The sequence below is a fragment of the Butyrivibrio hungatei NK4A153 genome, assembly GCF_000424465.1.
In the GTDB taxonomy this organism is placed as follows: domain Bacteria; phylum Bacillota; class Clostridia; order Lachnospirales; family Lachnospiraceae; genus Butyrivibrio; species Butyrivibrio hungatei_A.
This window is the reverse complement of sequence record NZ_AUJY01000001.1, coordinates 400,638-424,474: the sequence shown is the minus strand read 5'-3', so window position 1 is coordinate 424,474 and position 23,837 is coordinate 400,638. Positions and strand designations below refer to the sequence as shown.

Below are 23,837 nucleotides of genomic sequence, written 5' to 3'. Positions count from 1 at the left end.
AACTATTATAAACTAAAGAATAATATACTATCAACCCAATTCGGATGTACAATGAGGGCATCTTGTTGCCTCAATGTTGATCTCAGATTTGCAGTGAGGACAGATCTTTGTAGTAGCTGGTTCCTCTGCCTTTTCTTTTTCAAACTTGGAACTTACTGAGTTCATTACCTTAACAAGTGCAAAGATTACGATTGCCATCAAAAGGAAATTGATAACAACGGTAATAAATGTTCCGTAGTTAAGTGTTACGGCTCCAGCTTCTTTAGCCGCTTCAAGAGTTACATACGTGTTGCCGTCAAGGCATACAAACATATTGTTGAAATCAATGCCGCCTGTGATAATACTGATTACCGGCATGATTATGTCATCAACAAGAGATGAAATAATCTTCTGAAATGCTCCACCGATAATTACACCGACTGCCATGTCGAGAACATTGCCGCGCATAATAAACTCGCGGAATTCATTTGCAAGACCTTTGCCTTTACTAGTAACTGATTTAACTTTGTCTGTCATGCTTTTTCTCCCCTTATCAATATGAAATTGTATTGTTATCATTCAAGCATGAACAATAACAATTTGCCAACAATACAATGAGATTATATCATATTTCCCCAATAATTAAAGGATTACACATCAATAAAAACAGACTCACAGAGTAAAATCCATGAGCCTGTCTATATTTAATCCTATCTTTATCAGGTTTAATATTATCAAGTGTCTTTTCTGTTTCTTGTATTCTTCTTTTTGGTATCTTTACTGTCTTTAGAATCCTTATTGCCATCTTTATTCTTTTTTAGATTACCAAATAATTTATCGAGGAAATTTTTATCTTTAGCGTCCTTTCCCCGACTCCCTTCTACCGTCACGATAGTCTTCATCGGAGTACTCGTCTCCGTAGCCGTCATCGTATCCGGATTCATCCTCGTTATCAGTTACACTCTCCTGTTTTGTATGTTTCTCAGGATTAGCAATGTGCTCCTCATGCACAAACCAAGCAATATTGTTTAGTAGCATCACAACCACGCAAATTGCAAGCGCGATCAACATTCTTCTGTTGCCTCTTTCAAGCCTTGACAATGTTGCCTCATGGACAACGTAGGGTACATTTTCATTCATAATCTTCTTATCATCCATTTCTTCATTTTTCCTCCAGAATGTATTATATCACTCGGAAGAAAAAAACTCATTAATATTAATCCATAAAGATAAAATTAACCATATAACGTACCGGCTTTTACAGTTTTTAGTGACGCAAACTCACTGTTTTTCTGCGTTATAACGCTCACGATTTTGTAAGCTTGCAAATGTTTGCTGTAAACTCCGATCCACCGGGCATATCAGCAATAATCTCTTTATCGCTCACAATTACGGCGTGATTTAACACGATTCCTGCAACGTCGGGGCTCATTCCCGATCCGGGGAAATCTACAACCTTCACTGCTTTGCCAGCCTTGCTGTCATATCCGTAAAGTGCCTCGGTGTCTGCCGCATAGAAATCATAACCTTCTCCCGAGAAGAAATCATAATAATTGTCATTAAACACTCCGAGCGGATCGCTGAGTTTCTTATTATCAAGATCGACCTTGTAGCACATATATCCCTCACCTTCGACTCTGTATATCGAAGCAAAAAGCTGATCGTCCGCTCCCTTAAAGAGAGTGCAATATCCCTCGTATGAATCGCCAAAATCTCCGCGCTCCATAACAGTGTTAAGACCGCTGTTCTCATCAAATTTCATTATTCCTTTTGTAGTATTGAACAAAAGACCGTTCTTCTGAGTCCAGACAAGACCATTGACACTAAAGTTTTCTTCTCCCGAAAACGCATCAATGATATCTTTATTAAGCACTTCTTTTCCTGTAGTATCGAACTTCACAAGAAAAGCCTTGCTTACCTTGTAAGAAATATCTTCTACGCCTTCTTCGGTTGCAGGTGCTGAATCTCCGACGCTTGCATCATCATTCTCACCCTCACCGCTAGCCTCAAGGCTTCCGTCATTTTCGCCTGCGTGAGCAACACCTTCTTCGTCCTCTGCACCTCCTTTTTCTTCGGAGAATTCCTGATATTGCATATAGAGATTTCCGTCCTTGTCAGCAGTAAAAAGAGCTGACATGCTGTTTCCATCGCCTGCAATGTCAAAAGATTTTATATCGGATCCGTCAGGTTTAAAAGAAACACATCTGCGTTTTCCGTCTTGACCGTGAGCTACGGCAATTACCCGTCCGCTTTCATAATCAAAGAATTCCAGATACTCACCTTCTTTGGTGATTCCCTCAAGATTTGCCTGTTTATAAATGCCGCTGTCTGCCTGCTGTGGAACTTTTTCCTCCAAAACAGTCATACCGTCGGCTGCTTTTTTCCCGCATCCCGTAAAAGCTGTAGCACATAAAGCCGTTGCAAGGATGCCTGTTACAACTTTTTTTGATAGTTTTTCTTTTCTCATACACTAATCTCCACTTTTAATCTTTATTATAGCATAGGAGGATACGCAAATAGCGCGCACCCTCCTATAAAATCAGCTATTCTCATTAATGTATACATTAACTCTGTTCTGAATTATCTCATCATAGGAAAAAAGTGTCCTCCCCATGATGCAAAATGTATTTAAGTATTAGCTGTTTTCATTAAGATATGTTGTAACTCTGTTTTGTATAACTTCGGCAACCTGTTCGGCAGTCTTTTGCCCACCAAAGAATGCTCCCGTTTCTTCCTGAACAATATTGTTTATTTCTTCGTCATAGCAATCCAATTTGTTTATGGAAAGAATATAATCATGTAACTTCTTAGCTTCCTCTTCAGATAAAGGCTTTATTGTAACGTGCTTTCCGGTTACGGGATCTACCCAGTATGTCTGGTCATCCTTAGGTTTTTCCTTTGTCGCCTCCTGGAACTGCGCTTCAAACTTAGGCTTAATTGTCGGGAATCCATACCATGAATCCTTCTCATCTGTCAAAATACCCTTAATGAGATCCAAGATAACGTCCTTATGTTCTGTTTTGTTGTTTACAGCAAACATAGAACCATCAAGCGAAGCAAGATTCTCACCGGAGTTATTGGGAAGACCTACCATTTCAAAATCTTCTCTGAATGCCAGCTGTTTATAACGTGCATAATCACCGGGGTCCGAGAAAAATGTCCTGTAGAAAATAGTTTTATCCTCTGCTACAAATTTATCATCATCAACCCATTCACCGTTTTCCTTACCCTCATTTTGATGTTCCTCATCGGGAAACTTATTTACAAAATTCAGATATTCAATAAAATCAGGTGAGTTAAAATTACACTTCTTATTCTTCCAGTCAACAAATATATCGCCATAACTTGACCATAAAGTTGCGCCCATATTTTCTTTTGAATTATATGTTCCCATAGCAAGATCGTAGTTTGCTCCGCTATTTTCAATAATATCCTGCCACTCCTTAAATGTAAGAGTTGTTTTTCCATTAAGGAATTTTGATTTGGCAGCATATGAATTAACATAAAATGAAGGCATAAATGTGTATGTTTTGCCGTCGACCTTCATCATTTCAGCCACATTTGGAAGAAACTCAATATCACCGAGCGGTCCCCCCTTTTCAAATGCAGGTGTAAGATCCATCAAAATACCCTTATCAACATACTTACGAATAGCCGCTTCGCTTCCGGAAACACTTATGATATCGGCAGCTTTTCCTGACGTAATATCAAGATTAAACTGCTTTTCTATAGTCTCCCAATCATCAGAATATAATTCATTGTAGTTGATCATTTTAATCTGGTACTTATCATTTGACCTGTTGAACTTCATGATGGCAGTTCCGATCTCTGAATCATTCCACTCTGACATAAGCGTAATAACAGTCTTATCCGCTACATCTTCAGGATTGACTTTGGTAAGTCTTGCGAGAGAAACCTTGCTATACTGCTCATCCTCAGGAATGCTTGCAATAAACTCCGTATCACTTATCGCAACCATCTCAAGCCACATGTAACCACCTGTGCCGATATTGGAATCTTTAAAATCAAGAATTTTATTTAATTTAGAACCCTTGAAATCATACTTATATACTCCGCTATCATTCGATGCAAACAGGTTTCCTGCATTGTCCGAGAAAAATGTATAATTGCCATACTTATCAAAGCCTTCAAGCGGTTTTCCGACTTCTTTTTTGTCAAGGTCGAGTATAGCGTTAACTTCGCCATCATCTCCACCATAATAAGATATAATCATCTCATTCTCTGACAACTTGATAAGATTATCGATCCAACCGTCTTCACCGCAAATTTTCTTCTTTTCAATCAGCATCTGCGGACCGTTCTTCTCATCAAAGGTTTGAACTCCCTCTTCCGTAAGGCAAATAAGACCGTATTTCTCAGTCCATGTCAAATTATTAATATTGAACTCAACGCCTTCGTCCTGATTATCTTTAGGAGCAAACTGCGCAAGGTCAACCTTGGCAATTTCCTTTCCGCTTGGATCAAGCTTTACAAAATAATTTTTGCCATCCTCTGATGCTCTGTCTTCGCCATCACCGGAAGACTGGGATTCATCAGCCGGAGTTTCTTCTGCAGAAGTGCCTGCAGAAGAAGCATCTGTATTAGAAGAGTCTGCAGACGAAGCGTCCAAAGAAGCTTCATCTGCTGCACCTGATTCTGAATCCTCAGTATCATCGGGCATTCCTTCTATATTTCTCTTGCCTTCATAGACATCCAAATATGCATTTCCGTCTTTATCAAAAGAACCGTTAATTACATAAAAATTCTTTTCACTTCCGACATCGACAGATTGAACATCGGATCCATCCGGATTAAATGTAATTAATCTGCATTTTCCCATATCGGACCTTGTAAAGACCTTTATCTTATCACCGACACATTTGATAACAGCAGCTTCTTCGCCGGGTTCAAGAATGCCCTCCATGTCTTCCTGTTTAAAAATTACATTTTTATCAATTTTCTTGGCTTCTTCCAATGAGACGCCATTATTTTTCTTTTTACCGCAAGCGGTAATTGATGTTACACAAAGTAACAGAACAAGAATACTACAAACAGTACTCTTTACTGTACCAACTTTTCTCATTTCTCTTCTCCGTAAATCTTGACTGAACATTCAAGTCGTTAGCTGTTCTCATTCAGATATGTAGTAACTCTGTTCTGAATAACTTCAGCAACCTGTTCAGCCGTTTTCTGTCCACTGTAGAATGTTGCAGTCTCTTCTTCAACAATCTTGGACACTTCCTCGTCATAACATTCAAGCGACTTGATACCAAGGATATAATCCTTCACAAGCTGCGCTTCCTCCTGAGTAAGAGGTTTTGCCTTTACTTCCTTTCCGGTAACCTGATCCCACCAGGTCGATCTATAATCATCTTCAGGCTTTTCTTTTGTAGCCTCAGCAAATTGTTCTTCAAACTTAGCCTTAACCGGAGAGAATCCATAGAAAGCATCCTTTTCCGCAGTCAAAATACTCTTGATCAGATCATAAATAACATCCTTATGTTCTGTTTTGCTGTTTACGGCAAATGTAGAAGGATAAATTGCTGCCAGATTCTCACCGCTGTCATTAGGAAATCCTATAAATTCAAAATCTTCTTTAAAGGTGAGCTGCTTAATACGTCCATACTCCTCAAAGCTATTGAGGTATGTTCTGTAGAACAATGTTTTATCTTCCTGGACATATTTTTCTTCAGGAACCCACTCTCCGTTTTCTTCACTTTCGTGTTGATGTTCCTCATCAGGGAATTTACTTACAAAGTTCAGATATTCAATAAATTCCGGACTGTTAAAGTTACACTTCTTATTCTTCCAGTCAACGAACTTGTCGCCGTAATATGTCCATAAATATGATCCGACATTTTCTCTTGAGTTATACGTTCCGAATGCAAGATCATATTTTGCACCGTTGGCGTTAATAATATCATCCCAATCCTTAAATGAAAGAGTTGTTTTTCCATTAAGGAATTTTGTCTTCGCTGAACATGTTTCAACATAAAACGAAGGCATGAATGTATAGAATTTACCGTCAATTTTCATCATTTCAGCCACATTGGGAAGATACTCGATATCTCCAAGCGGACCGCCTTTTTCAAATGCAGGTGTAAGGTCGAGCAATATTCCCTTATCAACATACTTACGTAATGCAGCTTCATTATTTGAAACACAGATAATATCAGCAGCTTTTCCCGAAGTGATATCAAGATTAAACTGCTTTTGTGCAGCTTCCCAATCATCCTGATACAAAGTATCGTAATTGATCATCTTGATCATATACTTATCGTTTGATCTGTTAAATTTCATGATCGCATTTCCGATATCACCATTCATGTATTGTGACATCAGTGTAATAACGGTCTTATCAACTACATCTTCAGGATTAACCTTGGTAAGTCTTGCCAAAATCGAACCACTGCCTCTTTCATCATCCGATCCGGGAATATTTGCAATAAACTCCGTATCACTTAGTGCAACGGCATCAAACCACATATATCCACCGTTACCTATGTTGGAATCTCTAAGATCAAGAAGCTTGTTGAGCTTACCTGCGTTCATGTCATATTTAAAAATACCGTCTTCGTTTGATGCGTACAGATTTCCCTCGCCGCCTGTAAAGAAACTATAATTACTGTACTTACCGAAGCCATCAAGCTTCTTACCGATTTCTTTTTTATCAAGGTCAAAAATCGCGTTGATTTCGCCACCTTCTCCCGAACCATCATAATATGTCAAGAGAAGCTCATTCTCGGAAAGCTTAGACATATTGTTGATCCATCCGTCATCGCCGCAGATCTTCTTTTTCTCGATCAGAACCTGAGGTCCGTTTTTCTCATCAAAAGTTTGAATTGCTTCTTCCGAAAGACCGATAAGACCATATTTCTCAGTCCAAATCATATTGTAAAGATCGAATCCTTCATCTTCACCGGCTCCTTCTTTAGAAAACTGGTCAAGATCAACCTTTGCAAGCTCTTTTCCTGTAGGATCGAGCTTTACAAAATAAGATTTTCCTTCCTCCGACGCATCACCTTCAGACTTACTGTCTTCAGAAGCATTAGCTTCATCAGCTGATGTTTCTGCTACAGAAGCGTCTGCTGTAGCAGTATCAGCCACTGAAGCGTCTGACGCAGAAGAATCTGCAGATGAAACTTCTTCTGCAGAAGCATCTTCAGAATCATCAGCTTCTACGCTCCCACCGTACATCATATCTCTGTCACCTACGTAGACTCTCATATAAGCGTTTCCGTCTTTATCGAATACGCAATTATATACATAAGTATCTTTTCCGCTTCCGACATCTACTGATTGAACATCGGATCCATCAGAATTAAAAGAGATCAATCTGCACTTTCCATTTTCAGTATTTGCAACAACCTTGATCTTATCTCCGGCACTTGTAAGAACAGATACCTCTTCGCCCGGCTCAAGAATACCTTCAATGTCTTCCTGTTTAAAAATACAGTTTTTATCAATTTTCTTGGCATCTTCCAATGAAACGCCACTATTTTTCTTTTTACCGCATCCGGTCATCGATGTTGCCAAAAGTACGGATACAAGCAAACAACTTACTGCTCTCCCGACAAATTGTCTTTTTCCCATTTACTTATCCTCTTTTTCTTCTTCCTGTCATTAATTTTCACTTCAAGTTCATACTTCTTATCAGCCAGTTTTTCCATTAAGCCGTGAAGATCAGTCTCCCTATGCGTATAGCAATTCTTTACAAAAAGGATGACTGTCACAACAACGCTCACTTTCAAAAACAGTCCAATAATAAAAAGGACAGATAAAACATCTTCGTATCCTCTGGCAATGTTTTCCCAATAAGGGTAATATATTGCCTTTTGCCACATACTTCTTGTACCAAAAGAAGCTGCAACTTCGAGAAGCGACATAGGTTTAAACCTCTCTGAATTCTCGCAGATGTGCACCGATCCGCCATCCAGACCGCAACTCTCAGTTATATATTTGCAAACAATCCCTTCTACAGGATTGGGGCAAGCAATCTCATAACAATTAATCCCACCGAACTTCGCTTTCTGTCCGGTTTCGGAAATCTCTTTTTCTACTGTTCTGCCGCTGTAAATATCTCCAAATCTTGAAAGGCTTTCATAGGACATATAGATAACAGGTTCTTTAAGTCCCGCAGCATCACTAAACCTTCCCTCTTCTCTGTCTACAACACCTGCAATATAGTGCGGAAAATTATTGATATAAACAACTTCTCCACATATATCGCTGGATCCAAACATATCCCACGCTATCTGCTTATCCAACACAATATAATTGGACATCGTGGGATCATCTTTAAATGCATTACCCGTCACAAAATTAAGCGGGTGAAAAAGAAAAAACTCTCCTCCGACTCCTATGGCACGAGTCTTATACGGCTCCTTATCTTTATCGTAGCTAATGCCTACAGATCCCTGAGCACTGTAACAACTGCTGAAATTCAGCTTTTTTTCATTGATTCCGCCCTCGTCAACCATCTTATTCTTAAAATCATATTCAAGCTTCTTGATGGCATTTTCATCAATACACTGATTCTGGGCATAAAAAACACTCACATGCGTCCATTTATCATCAACAGATAACCTTCCTATAACATTCTGATCTGGCATACTCCCAACCATAAATCTTGTTATAATTCCCAGAATAAGATCTATCAAAAGCAGTATCGTAATGAGTATAAGCGGTACTTTTGCCTCGATTAAAAAAGTCTTTATTTTATTTTTTGCTTTTTCATTAAACTCTGATACTTTTTCTTTATCCATAATTATTTCTCTGCAAGTCTTACCTGATCTCCGGGCTCTATCGCTTTTGAAGCTGTTGTTATAATACTGCAATATTCGGGAAGATTACCCTCAATAGCTGTATTCTTCGAATCTGAATCAAGAGTATTTACTTCAACCTTTGTAGCAATATATCTGTTTCCAAGAGGGGAACTCTTCTCTGTAAGAACAAGTACGTAGTTCCTGTTATCTGCGCCTTTGATCGCATTATTGGGAACAATCAGATCATAATGCTTGGGCTTTTCACCCATCTTAAGAGATACTTCCTGTCCCGGAGTAACCTCGGAACTCTGGATCTTAAAAGTCAAAACCTTCATATTTGCAGGATCTTTTTTGTCATTTCTAATGGACTTAAGTATCGCCTTAAATTCCTCAGGTTTTTCAAAGCTGTACGGATTTGTAAGTTCGGCAACGTTTCCGACTTTTACTCTCTTTGCCTGCTCAACTTTTACGGAGCACTCAAGTGTCATGTCCTTTCCGTCAACCTGAATAACCGCAACGGGTTCTTCTGCATTTGTCTTTTCTCCGGCAACTTTATTTATGCTGGAGATTATTCCGTCAACGGGTGCCTTAATGGTTGCTCCTGTTGATTCAGCCTCAAGCTTTGCAAGTTTTGCCTTTGACTCAGCAATCTTATCCTTTAGATCCGTAAGACCTATCTCTGATCCCAGGCTTGCCAAAACTTTTTCCTTTTCCTTTGTAGCTGTCTCAAGTTCTGCAGCAGTCCTAGCCTTCTCCGCCGTAGCCGCAGCAAGTTTTTTCTGATTGTCCGCATCAAGCTGCGTTCCGAGATTAGTAAGTTGGCTCTGATCTTTTGTAAGTTCGTCTACCTTTTTCTGTAGATCCTCTACTCTGTCCTCATCTCCACGAGCCTGCGCATCAGCAAGATCTGCCTGAGCCTGTGCAAGAGTATATCCGGGAGTTGCTGCATTATAAGCACTGTCAGCGCTATCTGTAGATGCCTTCTGAGTAATTGCGTCAATCTGCGCCTGAGCCGCGCGGTCTGCATCAAGTGCCGCATCATATCTGTCAGTTGCCGCCTTCAATTCACTCTGAAGTTTATCATGTGATGACTTTTTTCCTTTACGAACATTTGTAATAACATCATCCGGAACATTTCCCGAAAAAAGCTCTTTATCATATGCAAGTTCAAGATCATCCAAATTCTTTTTTTCTGCAAGAAACTCTTCCGACTCTATATCATCAAGGTAAAAGAGAATGTCGTCTTTCTTTACGTGTGCGCCTTCCTTTACGGCAACACCTGAAATCTTTCTCGATTCTTTTACTGTAACTTCATACGGGTCTTCTGCGACAATTTCTCCGGATATAGGAATTTCCTTGATTATTTCTCCGCTATCCACCGCAGTGGTCGCAACCTGTGCAAGCGAATAATTCATGATGGTATTTGAAAAGAATGTCAGCGCAAGCATAATGCAAAGAAAAACAATTGCTACGTTCTTTACAATATCTTTTTTATCCCTCTTTTTGTCCTTCTCTTTGTCTGTATCCTTATCTTCAACGATAAGCTGATTTTCATTACTCATCCTTTGACTCCTCCTTGGTAGGAAATACCTTCCACCAAATAATCTTCGCCGTACAAGAACAATAACAACGGCGGAATTAAATATATTACCGCAACTGCAAACGCAAGACTTATCTCACCTTGATTGATCTTTGACAAAAATACCGACAGCGGATGTTTATCTACATCCTTTAGTAAGATAAGAGGTTGCTCAACCATATTCCAATAGTCGAAAAATACCAATATCATTATTGAAGCGATCCCGCCCTTGCACAGCGGAAATTGTATCCTTGAAAAAATCTCCCATTCACCGGCGCCGTCTATCTCTGCCGCTTCTGTAAGTTCCTTGGGAACTCGCTTCATAAATTTGGTTAGCAGATATATTGCGAACGGTGAAAAAAATCCGGGAAACCATATTGCCCACTTTGTATCCAGAATTCCCAGAAAATCCGAAACCAGATAGTTCGGAACAAGTGTGACCTGATATGGCATAAGCATCAGAATGACATAAACGAAAAATACCACATTTTTTATCCTGCTCTCATGCCGCGAAAAACCGTAAGCCGCAAAAGATGCAAGTGCAAGCTGTACTATAACTATCGGAACCGTATATATCATCGAATACCAGAACTTCAGAAGATACTCCGGACTCTTTAAAAGAACCGTGTAATACTGATCAAAAGTAACCATATCCGGAATAAACTTTAGATTTACAGTCTTTGAAATGTATGTCCTCGCTCCATTTTCGTTTTTGCCGTAATTATCAAAAATTGAACCGTAATTCGCATTTATCTCTGTCGCAGCCATAAACGAATTGGTAAGCGTAAGAAGTGTCGGCATTATGAAGAAAAATGCGAATATAATTGCCGAAACTGTTACTATGATCTTCTTTGTTCTATCTTCAAGTTCTTTTTTCTGTTTTATTCTTTTTCTGTATATTTTGCTAAACTCATTTTCCATAAAAGCTATTATCCTTCGACGTCTTTACCGTATGAGTCCTCAAACTTTATCAAAAAGTATATGAGTATCGAAACAATTATGAACATGATTATCGCCGCCGCAGAAAGCATCTGATAGTCGAGCGATGCGAATTTATTGTTCATGTAATGTTGCAGCATATAAAGCGTGTCATAAGGATAATCTCCGGTCAGCAGGTATATCTCCCTAAAAACCTTAAATGAATTGATAAGCGACATAATAGTCACAAACATTATCGTAGGTGATATAAACCTAAGCTTCACATGCCAAAATATCTGTAATTTACCGGCACTTTCTATTCTTGCAACCTCTATAAGTTCCTTTGGAATTCCTGCAAGCGCAGACATGAACAGGATCATGTTATATCCAAGGTTCTTCCATAAAAAAAGCGTAAGCAAAACAACATATGCTTTATCTGACTTAAGCCAGTCTGTCTTGGATGTATCCCCAAGCGCTGCAAGAACATTGTTTACAATTCCGTTCTGATGAAACATTACCTGCCAGATAAGTACTATCGATGCCGTCGGAACCATAAGCGGACTTAAGAACGACGACCTGAAAAAGCTCTTAAAAGGAATCCTTGATTCCATCACTGCAGCAAGTATCAGCGATAGTACAACCGCAAGCGGCACCGCGGTAAAGGAAAAATTAAGAGTATTAAGTCCCGCTTTCCTAAACGCGTCATTATTCCAAACATTCACAAAGTTACTAAATCCGACAAACTCTTTCTGTATCGGGTTATTCATAAATGAATAACCTATAATAACCATGAACGGTGCCACAAAAAATACAAATACTCCGATCAGCGAAGGGAGAAGAAAGAACCATGAAATAAGTTCTCTCTTTCCTACAGTCTTTACTCTTTGTTTCGGTTGTTTAGTTCTTTCAGTAATCAAAGACTTTATCTTCACTTATTAAAATCCTCATAAACAAATTTAGGAACAGATCCTTTCTTGAAGCTATAGTGATATGTAAAAGCATCTTGATATTTGTCATCAAATGATACATTAAACTTCTTGTCTACCTTATCAAACGGATTCTCCCACTCAACATAGTTCTCAAATATACAGTTTTCCATGATTTCTTTTATCTTGTCTTTATCGGTATATGTTTCTACGTTAAAACCAAAATCTTTTCCGTCATAATACCATTTGTCATAGACTTCTCTTTGTTCTTCCAAAGACATCTCATTAAAGTTATACCCGGGAAAATTATCAGTAACCGTAAGTTCCTGTATTTTGTCAACAGGATACTCTTTTCCTTTATAAAGACCATTCTTTGTCAGCACATCTATTACACGTGTAAAATTCTCAAATACAGGCATATAATAAGAAGTATAAGGATCATTATTAAAATCCACTTCTCCGATAGCACTGGTATCTTTTATATAAGAGAATTTGTAGTGTTCCAGAATATCCTGCTTGTATGCTTCTATAAAATCTCCCATAACCGATACATCTGTTGTAAATTCATCTCCCCCGGGGAAAGAACACGTCATTGACGCCTCTCCGGTTGATATCTGTTCTGCTCTAAAAAAGTCATCGCCAAAACACGGAACATGTCCCTTTATAAATTCTTCACTGCTTGTAAGCTTATCCATAAGCGCGGGATCAATATCATAAGGAATCACAACATCACGATAAACTTTTCTTCCGTCTTTAAGATTATAGAGAATTTTCTCTTCCCACCCGTATTTATAATAATCACCGTCAGCTTTTCTGGCACACTCCATACTCTTTTGGGCAATCGGAAGAAATGTATCCATATCCGTAATCTTCATATTTTTGAAGGAATAAGTGTGCCAATCTATTGAGGAATTAAAACCATGAATATATTCACTTTGATAATAGTATCCGAAATCATTATTAAAAAGAGCCACACTCTCAACAGATGACGCATTCGGGACATAACTGTCATAGCCAAGAAGGTCACCTCTGTATATAAAAAAAATCAGTAAAAGTATAGCCATTGCCATGAAAGTCTGACGTTTTCCTTTAGCAAAGCTCTTTACATCCGAGTCGAGACAGATTTCAATAATCGAACCAGTAAAAGCACATATTGTAAGCATTGCAATGCAGAGCAAAACATAAAGCTTACGATTCCATGTCATATCAAAAATCGTATGAAGAACAACCATTCCGCCAAGCGATGTTATTACACAAACAAGAACCTTACATGCCCATCTTACAAGTCTGAAGATAACAGTCTTTCCTACATGTTCTGCTCTTCTGTACTTGTACACAAATACAACCAACGCTGTTGCTATGATTGCAGTAACGATCATATCTATGTCATATCTGATTAAACGAAGATAATTACTCATAACGCTTGAAATATCAAAAGACTTATCTATCGAATAGTATTCATATCTGTGCATTATGTTATTTGCAAGGTTTTTTACATCGTTACAAGGTGACAAAATGGCCGTATTTTCCGACATATAACTTGCTGTTGAAAAGAATACTCGATTCAGATAATGGAATTCTTCACCGATTATATATGGGAAATACAGCATAATAGCTGTCAGTATAAGTGCAATAATCCTTGTTCCGCACAGCAATATGGCAAGTGTGGTTATAGTAAAGCATGTGTAGAAAAATATTATCATTCTGACTGTCTGAATAAGAACAGCAATGATAAGAGCGGCGTTTAACGCCCCAAATGCCAATGCGGTAAGAATTGCAACAACTTCTACGCCGAGGAATATGGTTATAAAATTGGTAACCGCAACGAAATAAGCACTCTGCATTCTTCTTGCACTTGTAGTAGGAAGGCTTAAATAAAAATCAAGCTTACTCATACTAAAGAGATAAGAAAACTTAGTAAATGCATATATTATTCCAAGAGCACCTATCAAAAAATAAAACATTGAGCCAAGTCCGATAGTATGCATAACTACTACCTGCTTTTCATACAGCATCCGAGCTGCTTCCTGCTCATGCTCAATTCCAAAGTGATGCGATCTGATGAACAAAAGCACCATCGGTACAACAAAAGCGATAAACATAACCGGAGCGACCATTACATATGACCACAAACTCTTGTTGCTCATTATATTTTTATTTGCTTTAACTTTATCAACCCATGATGAATTTGCGGATGTCATATCCAACCACCTCCGTCTCACTAATGAAGATCTCTTCCAATGTAAGAGCCAATATCTCAAAGAAAATCATATCTGCACGCTTAAATGCAGCCTCTATATCCGCCCTCTCACCCCTGACGGTAATAGTATGAAGTCTTCCGCGCCTGTCATGTATAAGCACATCAAGTCCTTCAAGTGCCTTTTTCTCATCTTCTTCAGTCTTAAATACACACTGAATTTTCTGCATATTAAGTTTCATGTCGGAAATATCTTCAGACAAAATAACACCGCCCTTATGAAGAAGTCCCACATGATCGCATATATCTTCAAGTTCTCTTAAATTATGTGAAGCGATTACGGGAGTCAAACCTCTGTCTTCCATCTCGGCTGCAAAAAGGCTCTTTACTCCCTGTCTGACAACAGGATCAAGTCCGTCGAATGTCTCATCACAAAGAAGGTACTTGGTTCCCGCACATAATCCCAACAGGATTGATACCTGCTTCTTCATACCTTTGGAAAAGGTATTTATCTTTCTGTCTTTATCAAGGCCAAAGCCTGTCAAAAACTTATAAAACTTTTCTTTATCAAAATTTTCATACACCGATGCATAAAAACCTGCCATATCATTAGGTGTACTGTTAGGGAAAAAGTACTGATCATCAGAAATATAAAACACATCCTTCTTTACGTCAGGATTGTCGTATACAGGTCTGTTATCAACACATACAACACCGGAATCCGGTTTGATAACTCCTGCAATAATCCTAAGCGTAGTACTCTTTCCTGCCCCATTTGTCCCAACAAGGCCAAAAACTTCACCGTCAGCAATCTTCAGTGAAACATGATTGACAGCTTTGATGTCATCAAACGCCTTGTTAAGTTCAATTAACTCAATCACGCCTTTCCTTCCTCCTTCTTAAGTTCGGCTAGCCTCTCTTCTATCTCCGATAATACTTCGTCATAGGCAATTCCTATAGCGTTGGCTTCAACAAACAGTTCCATGATTTCATCTATCACTTCCTGCTTCTTGGTTATTTTAAGAGTATCGTCTCCCTTGACAAAGTTTCCCCTACCTTTAACAGTATAAATAAACCCCTGCCGCTCCAGCTCCGTATATGCACGCTGAACCGTATTGGGATTAGTGGAAAGTTCCATTGCAAGACTTCTGACAGAAGGCATTTGCTCATCAGCCTGGAGTATACCTTTAAATATCTGTAATTTAAAACTCTCGACTATCTGCTCATAAATAGGTCTGCTGTCTTGGTAGTCTATAATTTTCATAGTTCTCCCATCCGTCATTTAATTTATGATATAACTTAGTAACAAACAATAAGTGTACTATTCAACTTAGTACACTAAAATAATATCATCTCGTATCCAATATTGCAACTACTTTTTTTCTACAAAAAAAGTCATAAAATCGACATTGATAAACCCACTTATAATACCGATTTTATGACTTTTTCTTTGTGATTTTCTGTCTGCAAAATATACGGTCAGAAGTTACCACCTAGTCTCCATATCGAAAACTTTTCACATCCGGCATCTTTGGCTGTATCAGTCCAAACTTTAAGCGTTTCCTGATCTGCGTACCACACCTCGTGCTTATGTCCCGCATCATCGGTGTATTCAAAATGTAACGCACTGCTGTCAGGATCTCTGGCAATTTCGCCATTATATTCTTCACAAAGAGTCACAGCATTTCTGTAATTAACCTGTTTTACCGATCCGTCTTCGGCAAAATCAAATCCTCCCGTGGCAAACGCCAAATTGATCTTACCTTTAAGGACAGTCATCTTTTCATACATATCCTTTATGAATGCCACATCCGCTTTTGGCCCCGGATCAGTACCGTAGCCCTTTAAGTTGTAACACATCATCACATATTCCGGATACTCAGGCCATTCATAGCTGCCTATTGGCGCTGAAGGCTCAAATACAACCCTGAGCAGGAGTCCCTCTTTTGAAGCCTTTTCTGACAACACCTTAATGAATTCGTTAAAGTGTCCCCATAGCTCAGTGTCTTTTTTAATAGCCTCATAATCAATCTCAACTCCACCAAGACCGGATTTCTTGGTAAGTTTTATTACATTGTCCGCATGCTTTTCCGCAAGGTCGCTACTCCCCAATATCTCATACAAAAGCTCAGTGTCTTTCAGGGATGAACCCTCATCAAGCAACTTATCATTAACTATTGTAAGAAATGTTGTCTTTCCTTTTAAATAACCCGACTTATCGAACTGTCCTATCTTGTCCGTGATATTATCGGGAATAAACATATTGCTGTTCTTGTCAAAGTACGCTGCAAAGAAGCAGATCGTACCAAGGTCATCGCCAATAGCGGCAAGTTCCTCATCAGCAGTTGCATTATCCCAATATGGATACCAGACAGATGCATCCTTGGCTTCTTCCCCATTTCCGCCGGTGATCACAGTAGCATATTCAGCTTCACTTCCTAAAGCGGTGTCTTTGTCATTATCTGTAGTGTCCCCACAGCCACAGAATGTTCCAATACATATTGCCGCCATCAAAAGCACTGTATAAGCTCTCTTCTTCATAGTATCCCCTATCTGTTGTCAGGCATCATCCAATCAAATATTTGTAATAAACCAGTTTATTACTGAATTAAATGTCTGCTCAGCTTTTCTCTGAACATTCTGTACACCTGTAAGGACGTTTGTGTACAGTACAGTGCCATTATCAAGGTCTTTAACGGTTAATTTTTCAAATACTCCGTCGTAAACATCATCAGCAATGTTTCTCTGGCTATAACCGTACTCAGTCCAGGCACTCTTCAAATAGATTGCTCCGTCACCGATCTTCTTAAGCTCGTAATTCTCAAAAACAACTTTGCCATCAAGCTTAACAGTGATCATGTTATCAATAAGCGTTATGTCAAGTTTCCTGTTTCCTTTATCCCCGATCTGGAAAACAGGTCTGTACTCTTCGCCGCCATCCTGCAAAGTCTTGACCTTAGCCTTTTTGGCTTCGTTCGAAAGCTTTGTGTATTCTTCGGCTTCCTTGTGGCTTGTAGCATATCTGGCAAATGCAGCATACTCACCGGCAAGTGAATTTCTCATGTCCTCTTCAACTGAAGTTTTTTCTCCGCCGTCAAAATCATAGAGATCGATATCCTCAAGAATATCCTTACCGTTTACAAGGTAAAGATGATTGTTCATGAGTCTTACTTCCACTCCGGCATCAAGCTTACTGTCAGCCTTAAGAAGAACCGACTGGCAACCAAGTACATTTCCTTTAAGCGTTGCAGACACTTCAACATTTTTACTGTTTTCACTGCCTTTTAATTTTAAGATACCCATTTCCTGAGGAAGTGATGTAAGCGCGATAGCTTCATCATTCTTCCTGTACTCGGCAGCTCCTTTTTCGAGCTCCCAGGCATTCTTTGAGTCACCATCCCCATTGATGAACTCTATATTTTTCTGATCCTCCTCCGGAAGATCAGCCTTTATCCTCATAAGAAGATGGTTTGTATACCAGTTCGGCTGAGGCTCAAGGCGTGTAAGATCGTAAATACTGCTCTTCTTGTTATTGAGTGCATATCCTTCTCTGTTAAAGTTCATAGCGAAGGTATTTCCGATAGCCCTCTCATTTACAGCACTTACTTTGTCGTTTTCACCAAACTTTCCTGTATTTGAGTGAAGAAGCACATAAGCACCGGGCACTTTGCCAAGTCCCTTTTGGTACTCTTGTTTCATGAGTCCGTACTCACCCAAGATTCTCTTTTGCATCTCGTTGTAGGATTCCTTCGGAACATCGTTCTCATCTCTTATGTAGTCCATAAGATAATGATTGTAATTTCTTCCGAAGTACTTACTCATGGAAGAATATTCTTCACTTGAAAGTTCTCCGATATATCTGTCGTATCTGTCAAATACATTTATGTATCCAAGTCTGTATCCGTTACTTCCCAGCTCCCAGTAGGTGCTCTCTTCAAGTCTCTTAAGCTCATCAGGCATAAGAAAAAACGCATCTTTGCTTCTGAACTTCTCGGCATAAGTAAACATCGTTGCCTTGAAGTTGTATTTTTCCATTAACTTCTGTGAAAAGATGGCCGTGTCATTTCTTCCATCCTCGTACATAAGGAAAAGAGCTTTGTCAGGAAGCGCAATACCCTTGTTGTAATAATTATCGATATCATTCTGCGTGATAGTAACATATCCGCACTTCTGAAGCGCATTCAGATGTTCATCAAGCCTGTCGACACCGATTCTTGAACTACTTCCATCTCTTGCCACACCGGAATATGAAACAGCGATAAATCCATGATCCATACGTGAAACCACATTTGTATCCAACGGATTGTACGGTCTGTACGTTGTAGAAGTAAGTAGTGCATTCAATACAAAAGCCAAAAGCGAAAGCAGAAGTACAAGCTCTAATATTGAACGTATCAACTTCTTTATATCTTTTGATGATTCAATCTTATACATATTTCCACCTTATTCCACGTTATTATTATCTGACGACTTATTTTTGCTATTCTTTTCCTTGCGAAGGCGCTTCTTTTCAGCTTCCTCCAGGTCACTTGGCGTCATTCTGGTTCCCCATGTGGTTTTCCAGAACGTGAACCATGCAATAGGCATCTGCCACAAAAGAATAAGCTCATAATAAATGCAGAATAAAAGGCCGTACGCCCATGTTGAGCTCTTTCTGAGAAGCATCTGCGACATACTCATCAAGAATGACATCAGGAACAATCCCAGTAAAAATGCGGTCGGGAAAATGTGTTGTGTCAAAGGTACATATACAAGGTTATAAAGAACAACCAGCGGAGCAACTACAGGAACCACAAGTCCCATATAGAATCCGATAACCGCAAACGGTTCCTTCTTCCACATAAAAGATGCTGCAATAAGTGATTCTCTAAGCCACGATCTCTTCCATCTCATCTGCTGTTTAAGAAAGACAGAATGTTTATTGGGAACAATCGTAGAACAAACCGCCGTATCCTGATATGTCGTCCTGTAATGCCTGAGGATGAAGTTTGTCATCGCTCTGTCATCACCAAATGTAGCCTTGTGTCCAAGAAATCTCTGATTCATCCACGCTTCTTTGTTTGCAAGGATTATCTCCTTCCTGTAGCAGGAAAGCGGTCCCGAAAGACATGTAACCGCATCAAAGAGCCCTTCAGAAGCTTTCATAACCCTGAAAGCAATGTAATATCTGACACTCTGCATCTTGGTAAGTGCATTTGTGTAAGTATTTGCAACATCGGTTCTTCCTGCAACGCCGCCCATCTTGGGATCTTTAAAGGGCTGAACCAGATGTCTTATGGCAAACGGATCGAGGAAGCTGTCCGAATCAACAAAGACAACAAGCTCATGTTTTGCAAGTTCCGCTCCCCTTACAAGAGCATCTCTCTTTCCGGCATTCTTTTCCTGTACGCAATAAGAAATTCTGCCTTCAAGATCATACTTACCGTTTGCTTCTTTCTTTAATCTTTCTATTGTCTCTTTTATCTTCTCAACAGAACCATCGGTTGAGCAGTCATCTATTATGATGACTTCAAGCTTTTCTATCGGATATTCCTGATTCACACAGCTCTCTATGGTTCTTCCTATCCATTCTTCCTCGTTGAAGCATGGAATAAGGATTGAAACACCCGGTGTAAAATCGGGATCAACTTTCTTTGGTCTGTAGAAAGCTCCGAAGATATATCTGCTCAAAAGATACACTGCTGTGACCATACTGTACAGATACAGGAGCTTATTAAACTTAAAGTAAATGATGCTCTCCGCTCTCATAAGGATGACGCATGCGATAGTAAACGCTATCAGAATGACCGAAGATACAAACATGAATCTGTCTTTATTTGCGGCAGCATAATTGTGAAGCTCTTTGCCAAAGTTTATTCCGATCATGAACTTTCCGTCGGAAGTAATGAAAGTACGGACTACTTTCACTTTCTGCTTAACCCGCATTTCATTACCTTCAGGCATACTTCCCGGAACAACCCTGAAGTCAACTTTGAGCATCGTCTTGGTGCTGAGAGCGCTAAATTCCTCTCTTCCAACTTCGACGAGCATACCGGTGTTTGATATATCAACTACCTTCCCGACTCCGCTGACTTTCGGGCCTTCTTTGGAGTAGCTTCTCATATGTACCGGGAAACCTGTAACATATCTTATGCCTGACTTACTCTCCTTAAGAAAAGCCTCATAATCATTATTTTTATTGTCGTTACTGTTTCCTCTTCGTTCTGCATTTGTTCTTTTATTTGAAGAATCCGGAACATGTGAAAGAACTCGTCTGTCTTTCTTTTCAACAGTCATCACGTCTTCTTTGTTTACAGAACCTTTTTTCTTTTTTATCTTATCCAGAAATTCCATCTTTTACCCCTCAATCATCTTAGGTAATCGTCAAGTCTGCCAAAATTGTAGCCCTGAGCTTTCCATTCCGGAATCATGATATCGAGTGCCTCGGCAGTATACTGTGCATTGGGCGACATATGCAATACGATACATGAACCATTTCCTATAGTTGCATTTCCGTACCATGCTTTCTTGCCGTTTCGTAATATGTTCACAACTTCATCAACAGAACTGCAATTGTAGTCCCCTGAGCTAAAGTCTCCGCTGACAATGTATGAGAATCCTACATCCAAAATATTTTCCATAGCGATTCGGCTCATTGCAAGGGTCGGTGGTCTGTAGATTGTTGAAAGCGCTCGTCTTCCGTCTACGACTACATCACCGCAGTATTTATTAAGTGTTGAGTAGCTGTTAACTACATCTGCTCTAAGTCTCTTTCCGGCATCCTCACTGATTGATTCGTAACTATATGTTCCGTCTTCGTTCTGGGTAGCATTCCATGCAACCATGTGTGAATTGGAATGTGATCCTATCATGTGTCCGTCAACCGCGATAGCTCTTAAAAGATTCGGGTTGTCGGCAACATTGTTTGTTCTTACAAAGAAGTTTCCTTTTACTTTGTACTTATCAAGGACATAAAGAAGTTCATTTATATCCTGCTCGTATCCCCAGTCATCAAAAGTAAGGAAAATAACCTTATTCTTTGATATCTTACCGGTCTTGTCATAAGCTTTCATCTCATCATCGGTAAATCCGGGAATGTATGTAACATCGGGATTTCCAATGTAATGTCCGGCCATATATGCATTCTTTGTTGCATTATCCGGAAGTGCTTCAACAATGTTGTTATTGTTTGAAACAATCTTCTGTGAATTCTTGATAGGTGCATATACATACTGTGAAGAAGCAAGTTCACTGAAAGTCTTAACCGTATATGATGTTGAAGGCTGTGACTTTCCGTAAACATCCTTATATGTAAGTGCATAAATCTTTGTCTCAATGAACTTATTCAAAAGTTCCGCAAGAAGTGTTGTTCCGTCACCGCTTGCAGCATCCTGGTCTGCGGTATAGTAATTCATATTAAAGTAAATAATGCTTCCTCTGTGTGCTTCAACCTTTTTGGCAAGTGTTGTGTAGAAGCTTAAGTCTACAGCACTTCTGTCCTTAGACTGAACCATTGAATACTCATATCCTGCAAGCGAGCATCCGCATGAAGCGACAGCTTCCTTGGTATCCTTGGAAGGAACGCCGTAAGGCTGCATTACAACAGAAATCTTGGCATCATATTTCCACTCTGCATACTGCTGGGCACCAAATATATATCCGGCAACTTCATCATAACTCTGATCGATCTGTGAATTGCTAACATATGCAATACCGATCTCATTTCCGCCGTTAAGGATCTTGGTAATTGACTCTCCGCATCTACTGAGTTCATCAGGTGTTACAAAGAAAGTTCCCTTGTATCCGTTCTGCTTAAGTATTGAAAGAACATCATTAAGAACCGCTTTATTTGAGATTCCGTAGAATGTCATGGTCACAGCTCTTTCAGATGTATATATATTCTTTCTCTCCTGAGCAAGTCTTGCATGATTTTCCATTCTAAGGTGCGCAAGTGTCTCTTTATCGGTAACAGGCTCACATGTAGATGATTTGACAAGTTCTGTGATATCTACAACTTGCTGATTTTTACCTGCCGTGGATGAAATATAAGCATTGAGCTTAGCCATATCGAACTCTCTTGTAAGATCGAAACAGCTGATGTAGCCCTTCTCAGGAACTGCTTCATTCTTGGGTGAAACAACATCAAGTCCCGCAACCTTTGCTGCGATTCTGAGGTTCTCCGTTATCTCGCTTGCATCTTCAGGCATGTAGTATTTTGCCTTAAGACCGTAGTTCTTCTGAATGCTTCTTACAGAAGTCTTGAGATCAACATATATATCATAGAATTCTTTGTTACTGATATTTCCACCCGTAGTGCCTCTTGTTGCGATTGAAAATCCTGAATTTACAATCTTCTCAACAGACTTGGGGTTCTTCTCTATATCCTCTGAGCTTACAAAGAAAGTGGCTTTTGCATTGGCTTTAATAAGCGCTTTTGTAATAGCATCAACGCTCTCGGCATTCTCGGGAATTCCGTAGAAGCAAAGACCGGTAACATCTTTCATTGTTGCTACTTCTTCATATACTTCGGCAGAATATCCGCCTGTCTCTTCATACAACTGTCTTACGTACTCTTCATCATTAAGAGCTTTAAGCTTATCAAGCTTAACGTTCTGAACATTCTGAGATTGCATTGCATCAAGAAGCCATCCAACCATGGTGACAACGTCTCTTTCATCTTCCTTCTCTTTGCTGTCGGCTGAAGGAACTATAGTCGGTTGTACGTCAATAGCAGGGTCCTTGTATTCAACCTTCGGATCAACCTCGAGAGATTCAACATACTCATCAAGCTTGATAACGAGGATCTTACCGCTTCCCTGTCTTAAAACATACTCAGAAGTATTCTGAGCATCTCTGAAACTCTTCTCATTAAGGTAGCTTCCGGAACTGGGTGAAACCAGTTTGTTGTAACCTGAAGCAGACGCTGCCATACATATCGTGTCATTATAATATGTAGTGTTAAGCATCATCTTATCGGGTGGAACATCCATTAATGTGGAAAAAACTTTTCTGGAATCAGAAAAATTGCTGACCATATCTTCATCTGACAATACATCTATAGAAGAATCGCCGTTAAGGCCATTGTCGATAATGTCATGTCCTTTTTCAATAATAAGGTCGATCAAAGCATCGTCTTCCGCAGCTGTTGCCGCAGTAATAGCGAATGTAGCCTTGATATTCTTCTCATCAAGGATCTGCAGTACCTTTTCTACGGTAACTGAATCCTTTGCGCCTTGAAAAATCAGACAAAAGTTCTTTTCAGGCTGTGACTTGTCGTCACGAATAATCTTGGCAGGTTCACAACCTTTATTGAATTTCTCCAACGCAATTTCGTGCTCGTCTGTTGCATCATAAGAAAGTCTCTGAATCTTGGTAAGATCGATATCAGAAACCGATTCGGTGTTATCTCCGCAGCCTACAAGACTTGTAGTGCCGATGACAGCAACGAGAGCGAATACAAACAGATTTTTTAATCTTCTAAACATAAGTGCCCC

The 23,837-nt window shown here is 39.4% G+C and carries 16 protein-coding genes; all 16 read right to left on the bottom strand.

Annotation, left to right across the window (positions count from 1 at the left end; genetic code table 11):
- Positions 1 to 30: 30 nt before the first annotated feature.
- Positions 31 to 516, bottom strand: a complete 486-nt coding sequence (gene mscL / locus G628_RS0101920; protein ID WP_051198952.1) for a large conductance mechanosensitive channel protein MscL — start codon at positions 514 to 516, stop codon at positions 31 to 33.
- Between the two features lie 318 nt (positions 517 to 834).
- Positions 835 to 1,137: a hypothetical protein gene (locus tag G628_RS0101910; protein ID WP_026666698.1), complete on the bottom strand. Its 303-nt coding sequence runs from the start codon at positions 1,135 to 1,137 to the stop codon at positions 835 to 837.
- Positions 1,138 to 1,285: 148 nt separating this feature from the next.
- Positions 1,286 to 2,446 (bottom strand): hypothetical protein, encoded by a 1,161-nt coding sequence (locus tag G628_RS0101905; RefSeq protein ID WP_027208314.1) that lies wholly within the window; start codon positions 2,444 to 2,446, stop codon positions 1,286 to 1,288.
- A 168-nt stretch (positions 2,447 to 2,614) separates the two neighbouring features.
- The gene (locus tag G628_RS0101900) at positions 2,615 to 5,062 is read right to left on the bottom strand and encodes an ABC transporter substrate-binding protein (RefSeq protein ID WP_027208313.1); all 2,448 of its coding nucleotides are present in this window, start codon (positions 5,060 to 5,062) and stop codon (positions 2,615 to 2,617) included.
- Between the two features lie 38 nt (positions 5,063 to 5,100).
- Positions 5,101 to 7,572: an ABC transporter substrate-binding protein gene (locus tag G628_RS0101895; protein WP_026654990.1), complete on the bottom strand. Its 2,472-nt coding sequence runs from the start codon at positions 7,570 to 7,572 to the stop codon at positions 5,101 to 5,103.
- Positions 7,539 to 8,744: an ABC transporter permease gene (locus G628_RS0101890; protein ID WP_027208312.1), complete on the bottom strand. Its 1,206-nt coding sequence runs from the start codon at positions 8,742 to 8,744 to the stop codon at positions 7,539 to 7,541. The genes G628_RS0101895 and G628_RS0101890 overlap by 34 nt, the downstream gene beginning before the upstream one ends.
- A 2-nt stretch (positions 8,745 to 8,746) precedes the next feature.
- Positions 8,747 to 10,306, bottom strand: a complete 1,560-nt coding sequence (locus G628_RS0101885) for an HlyD family efflux transporter periplasmic adaptor subunit (protein ID WP_027208311.1) — start codon at positions 10,304 to 10,306, stop codon at positions 8,747 to 8,749.
- Positions 10,303 to 11,244 carry a carbohydrate ABC transporter permease gene (locus G628_RS0101880; RefSeq protein WP_051198951.1) on the bottom strand — a complete coding sequence of 314 codons (942 nt, stop codon included), beginning with the start codon at positions 11,242 to 11,244 and terminating at the stop codon, positions 10,303 to 10,305. Before G628_RS0101880 ends, G628_RS0101885 begins: the two co-directional genes overlap by 4 nt.
- Positions 11,245 to 11,252: 8 nt before the next feature.
- Positions 11,253 to 12,173, bottom strand: coding sequence for a carbohydrate ABC transporter permease (locus tag G628_RS0101875; protein ID WP_081670519.1), 921 nt, complete (start codon positions 12,171 to 12,173; stop codon positions 11,253 to 11,255).
- Positions 12,170 to 14,368 (bottom strand): hypothetical protein, encoded by a 2,199-nt coding sequence (locus G628_RS0101870; RefSeq protein ID WP_027208309.1) that lies wholly within the window; start codon positions 14,366 to 14,368, stop codon positions 12,170 to 12,172. The genes G628_RS0101875 and G628_RS0101870 overlap by 4 nt, the downstream gene beginning before the upstream one ends.
- On the bottom strand, positions 14,340 to 15,245 hold the full coding sequence (locus tag G628_RS0101865) for an ABC transporter ATP-binding protein (protein WP_026666692.1): 906 nt from the start codon (positions 15,243 to 15,245) through the stop codon (positions 14,340 to 14,342). The genes G628_RS0101870 and G628_RS0101865 overlap by 29 nt, the downstream gene beginning before the upstream one ends.
- Positions 15,242 to 15,628, bottom strand: coding sequence for a GntR family transcriptional regulator (locus tag G628_RS0101860; protein ID WP_026655000.1), 387 nt, complete (start codon positions 15,626 to 15,628; stop codon positions 15,242 to 15,244). The genes G628_RS0101865 and G628_RS0101860 overlap by 4 nt, the downstream gene beginning before the upstream one ends.
- 215 nt (positions 15,629 to 15,843) lie before the next feature.
- The gene (locus G628_RS0101855) at positions 15,844 to 16,905 is read right to left on the bottom strand and encodes a glycosyl hydrolase family 18 protein (protein ID WP_027208308.1); all 1,062 of its coding nucleotides are present in this window, start codon (positions 16,903 to 16,905) and stop codon (positions 15,844 to 15,846) included.
- A gap of 33 nt (positions 16,906 to 16,938) precedes the next feature.
- Entirely contained in the window at positions 16,939 to 18,798 is a 1,860-nt protein-coding gene (locus G628_RS0101850; protein ID WP_027208307.1) for a polysaccharide deacetylase family protein, read from the bottom strand.
- A 9-nt stretch (positions 18,799 to 18,807) separates the two neighbouring features.
- The gene (locus tag G628_RS0101845; protein WP_026666690.1) at positions 18,808 to 20,697 is read right to left on the bottom strand and encodes a glycosyltransferase family 2 protein; all 1,890 of its coding nucleotides are present in this window, start codon (positions 20,695 to 20,697) and stop codon (positions 18,808 to 18,810) included.
- Positions 20,698 to 20,711: 14 nt separating this feature from the next.
- Positions 20,712 to 23,828 carry a polysaccharide deacetylase family protein gene (locus G628_RS0101840; protein WP_026655004.1) on the bottom strand — a complete coding sequence of 1,039 codons (3,117 nt, stop codon included), beginning with the start codon at positions 23,826 to 23,828 and terminating at the stop codon, positions 20,712 to 20,714.
- Positions 23,829 to 23,837: the final 9 nt, after the last annotated feature.

Coding starts and splice junctions, on each gene's coding strand:
- G628_RS0101850 (WP_027208307.1), bottom strand. CDS start 18,798: ATGTATAAGATTGAATCATCAAAAGATATAAAGAAGTTGATACGTTCA.
- G628_RS0101880 (WP_051198951.1), bottom strand. CDS start 11,244: ATGGAAAATGAGTTTAGCAAAATATACAGAAAAAGAATAAAACAGAAA.
- G628_RS0101840 (WP_026655004.1), bottom strand. CDS start 23,828: ATGTTTAGAAGATTAAAAAATCTGTTTGTATTCGCTCTCGTTGCTGTC.
- G628_RS0101890 (WP_027208312.1), bottom strand. CDS start 8,744: ATGGATAAAGAAAAAGTATCAGAGTTTAATGAAAAAGCAAAAAATAAA.
- G628_RS0101895 (WP_026654990.1), bottom strand. CDS start 7,572: ATGGGAAAAAGACAATTTGTCGGGAGAGCAGTAAGTTGTTTGCTTGTA.
- G628_RS0101910 (WP_026666698.1), bottom strand. CDS start 1,137: ATGGATGATAAGAAGATTATGAATGAAAATGTACCCTACGTTGTCCAT.
- G628_RS0101860 (WP_026655000.1), bottom strand. CDS start 15,628: ATGAAAATTATAGACTACCAAGACAGCAGACCTATTTATGAGCAGATA.
- G628_RS0101885 (WP_027208311.1), bottom strand. CDS start 10,306: ATGAGTAATGAAAATCAGCTTATCGTTGAAGATAAGGATACAGACAAA.
- G628_RS0101900 (WP_027208313.1), bottom strand. CDS start 5,062: ATGAGAAAAGTTGGTACAGTAAAGAGTACTGTTTGTAGTATTCTTGTT.
- mscL (WP_051198952.1), bottom strand. CDS start 516: ATGACAGACAAAGTTAAATCAGTTACTAGTAAAGGCAAAGGTCTTGCA.
- G628_RS0101855 (WP_027208308.1), bottom strand. CDS start 16,905: ATGAAGAAGAGAGCTTATACAGTGCTTTTGATGGCGGCAATATGTATT.
- G628_RS0101870 (WP_027208309.1), bottom strand. CDS start 14,368: ATGACATCCGCAAATTCATCATGGGTTGATAAAGTTAAAGCAAATAAA.
- G628_RS0101845 (WP_026666690.1), bottom strand. CDS start 20,697: ATGGAATTTCTGGATAAGATAAAAAAGAAAAAAGGTTCTGTAAACAAA.
- G628_RS0101905 (WP_027208314.1), bottom strand. CDS start 2,446: ATGAGAAAAGAAAAACTATCAAAAAAAGTTGTAACAGGCATCCTTGCA.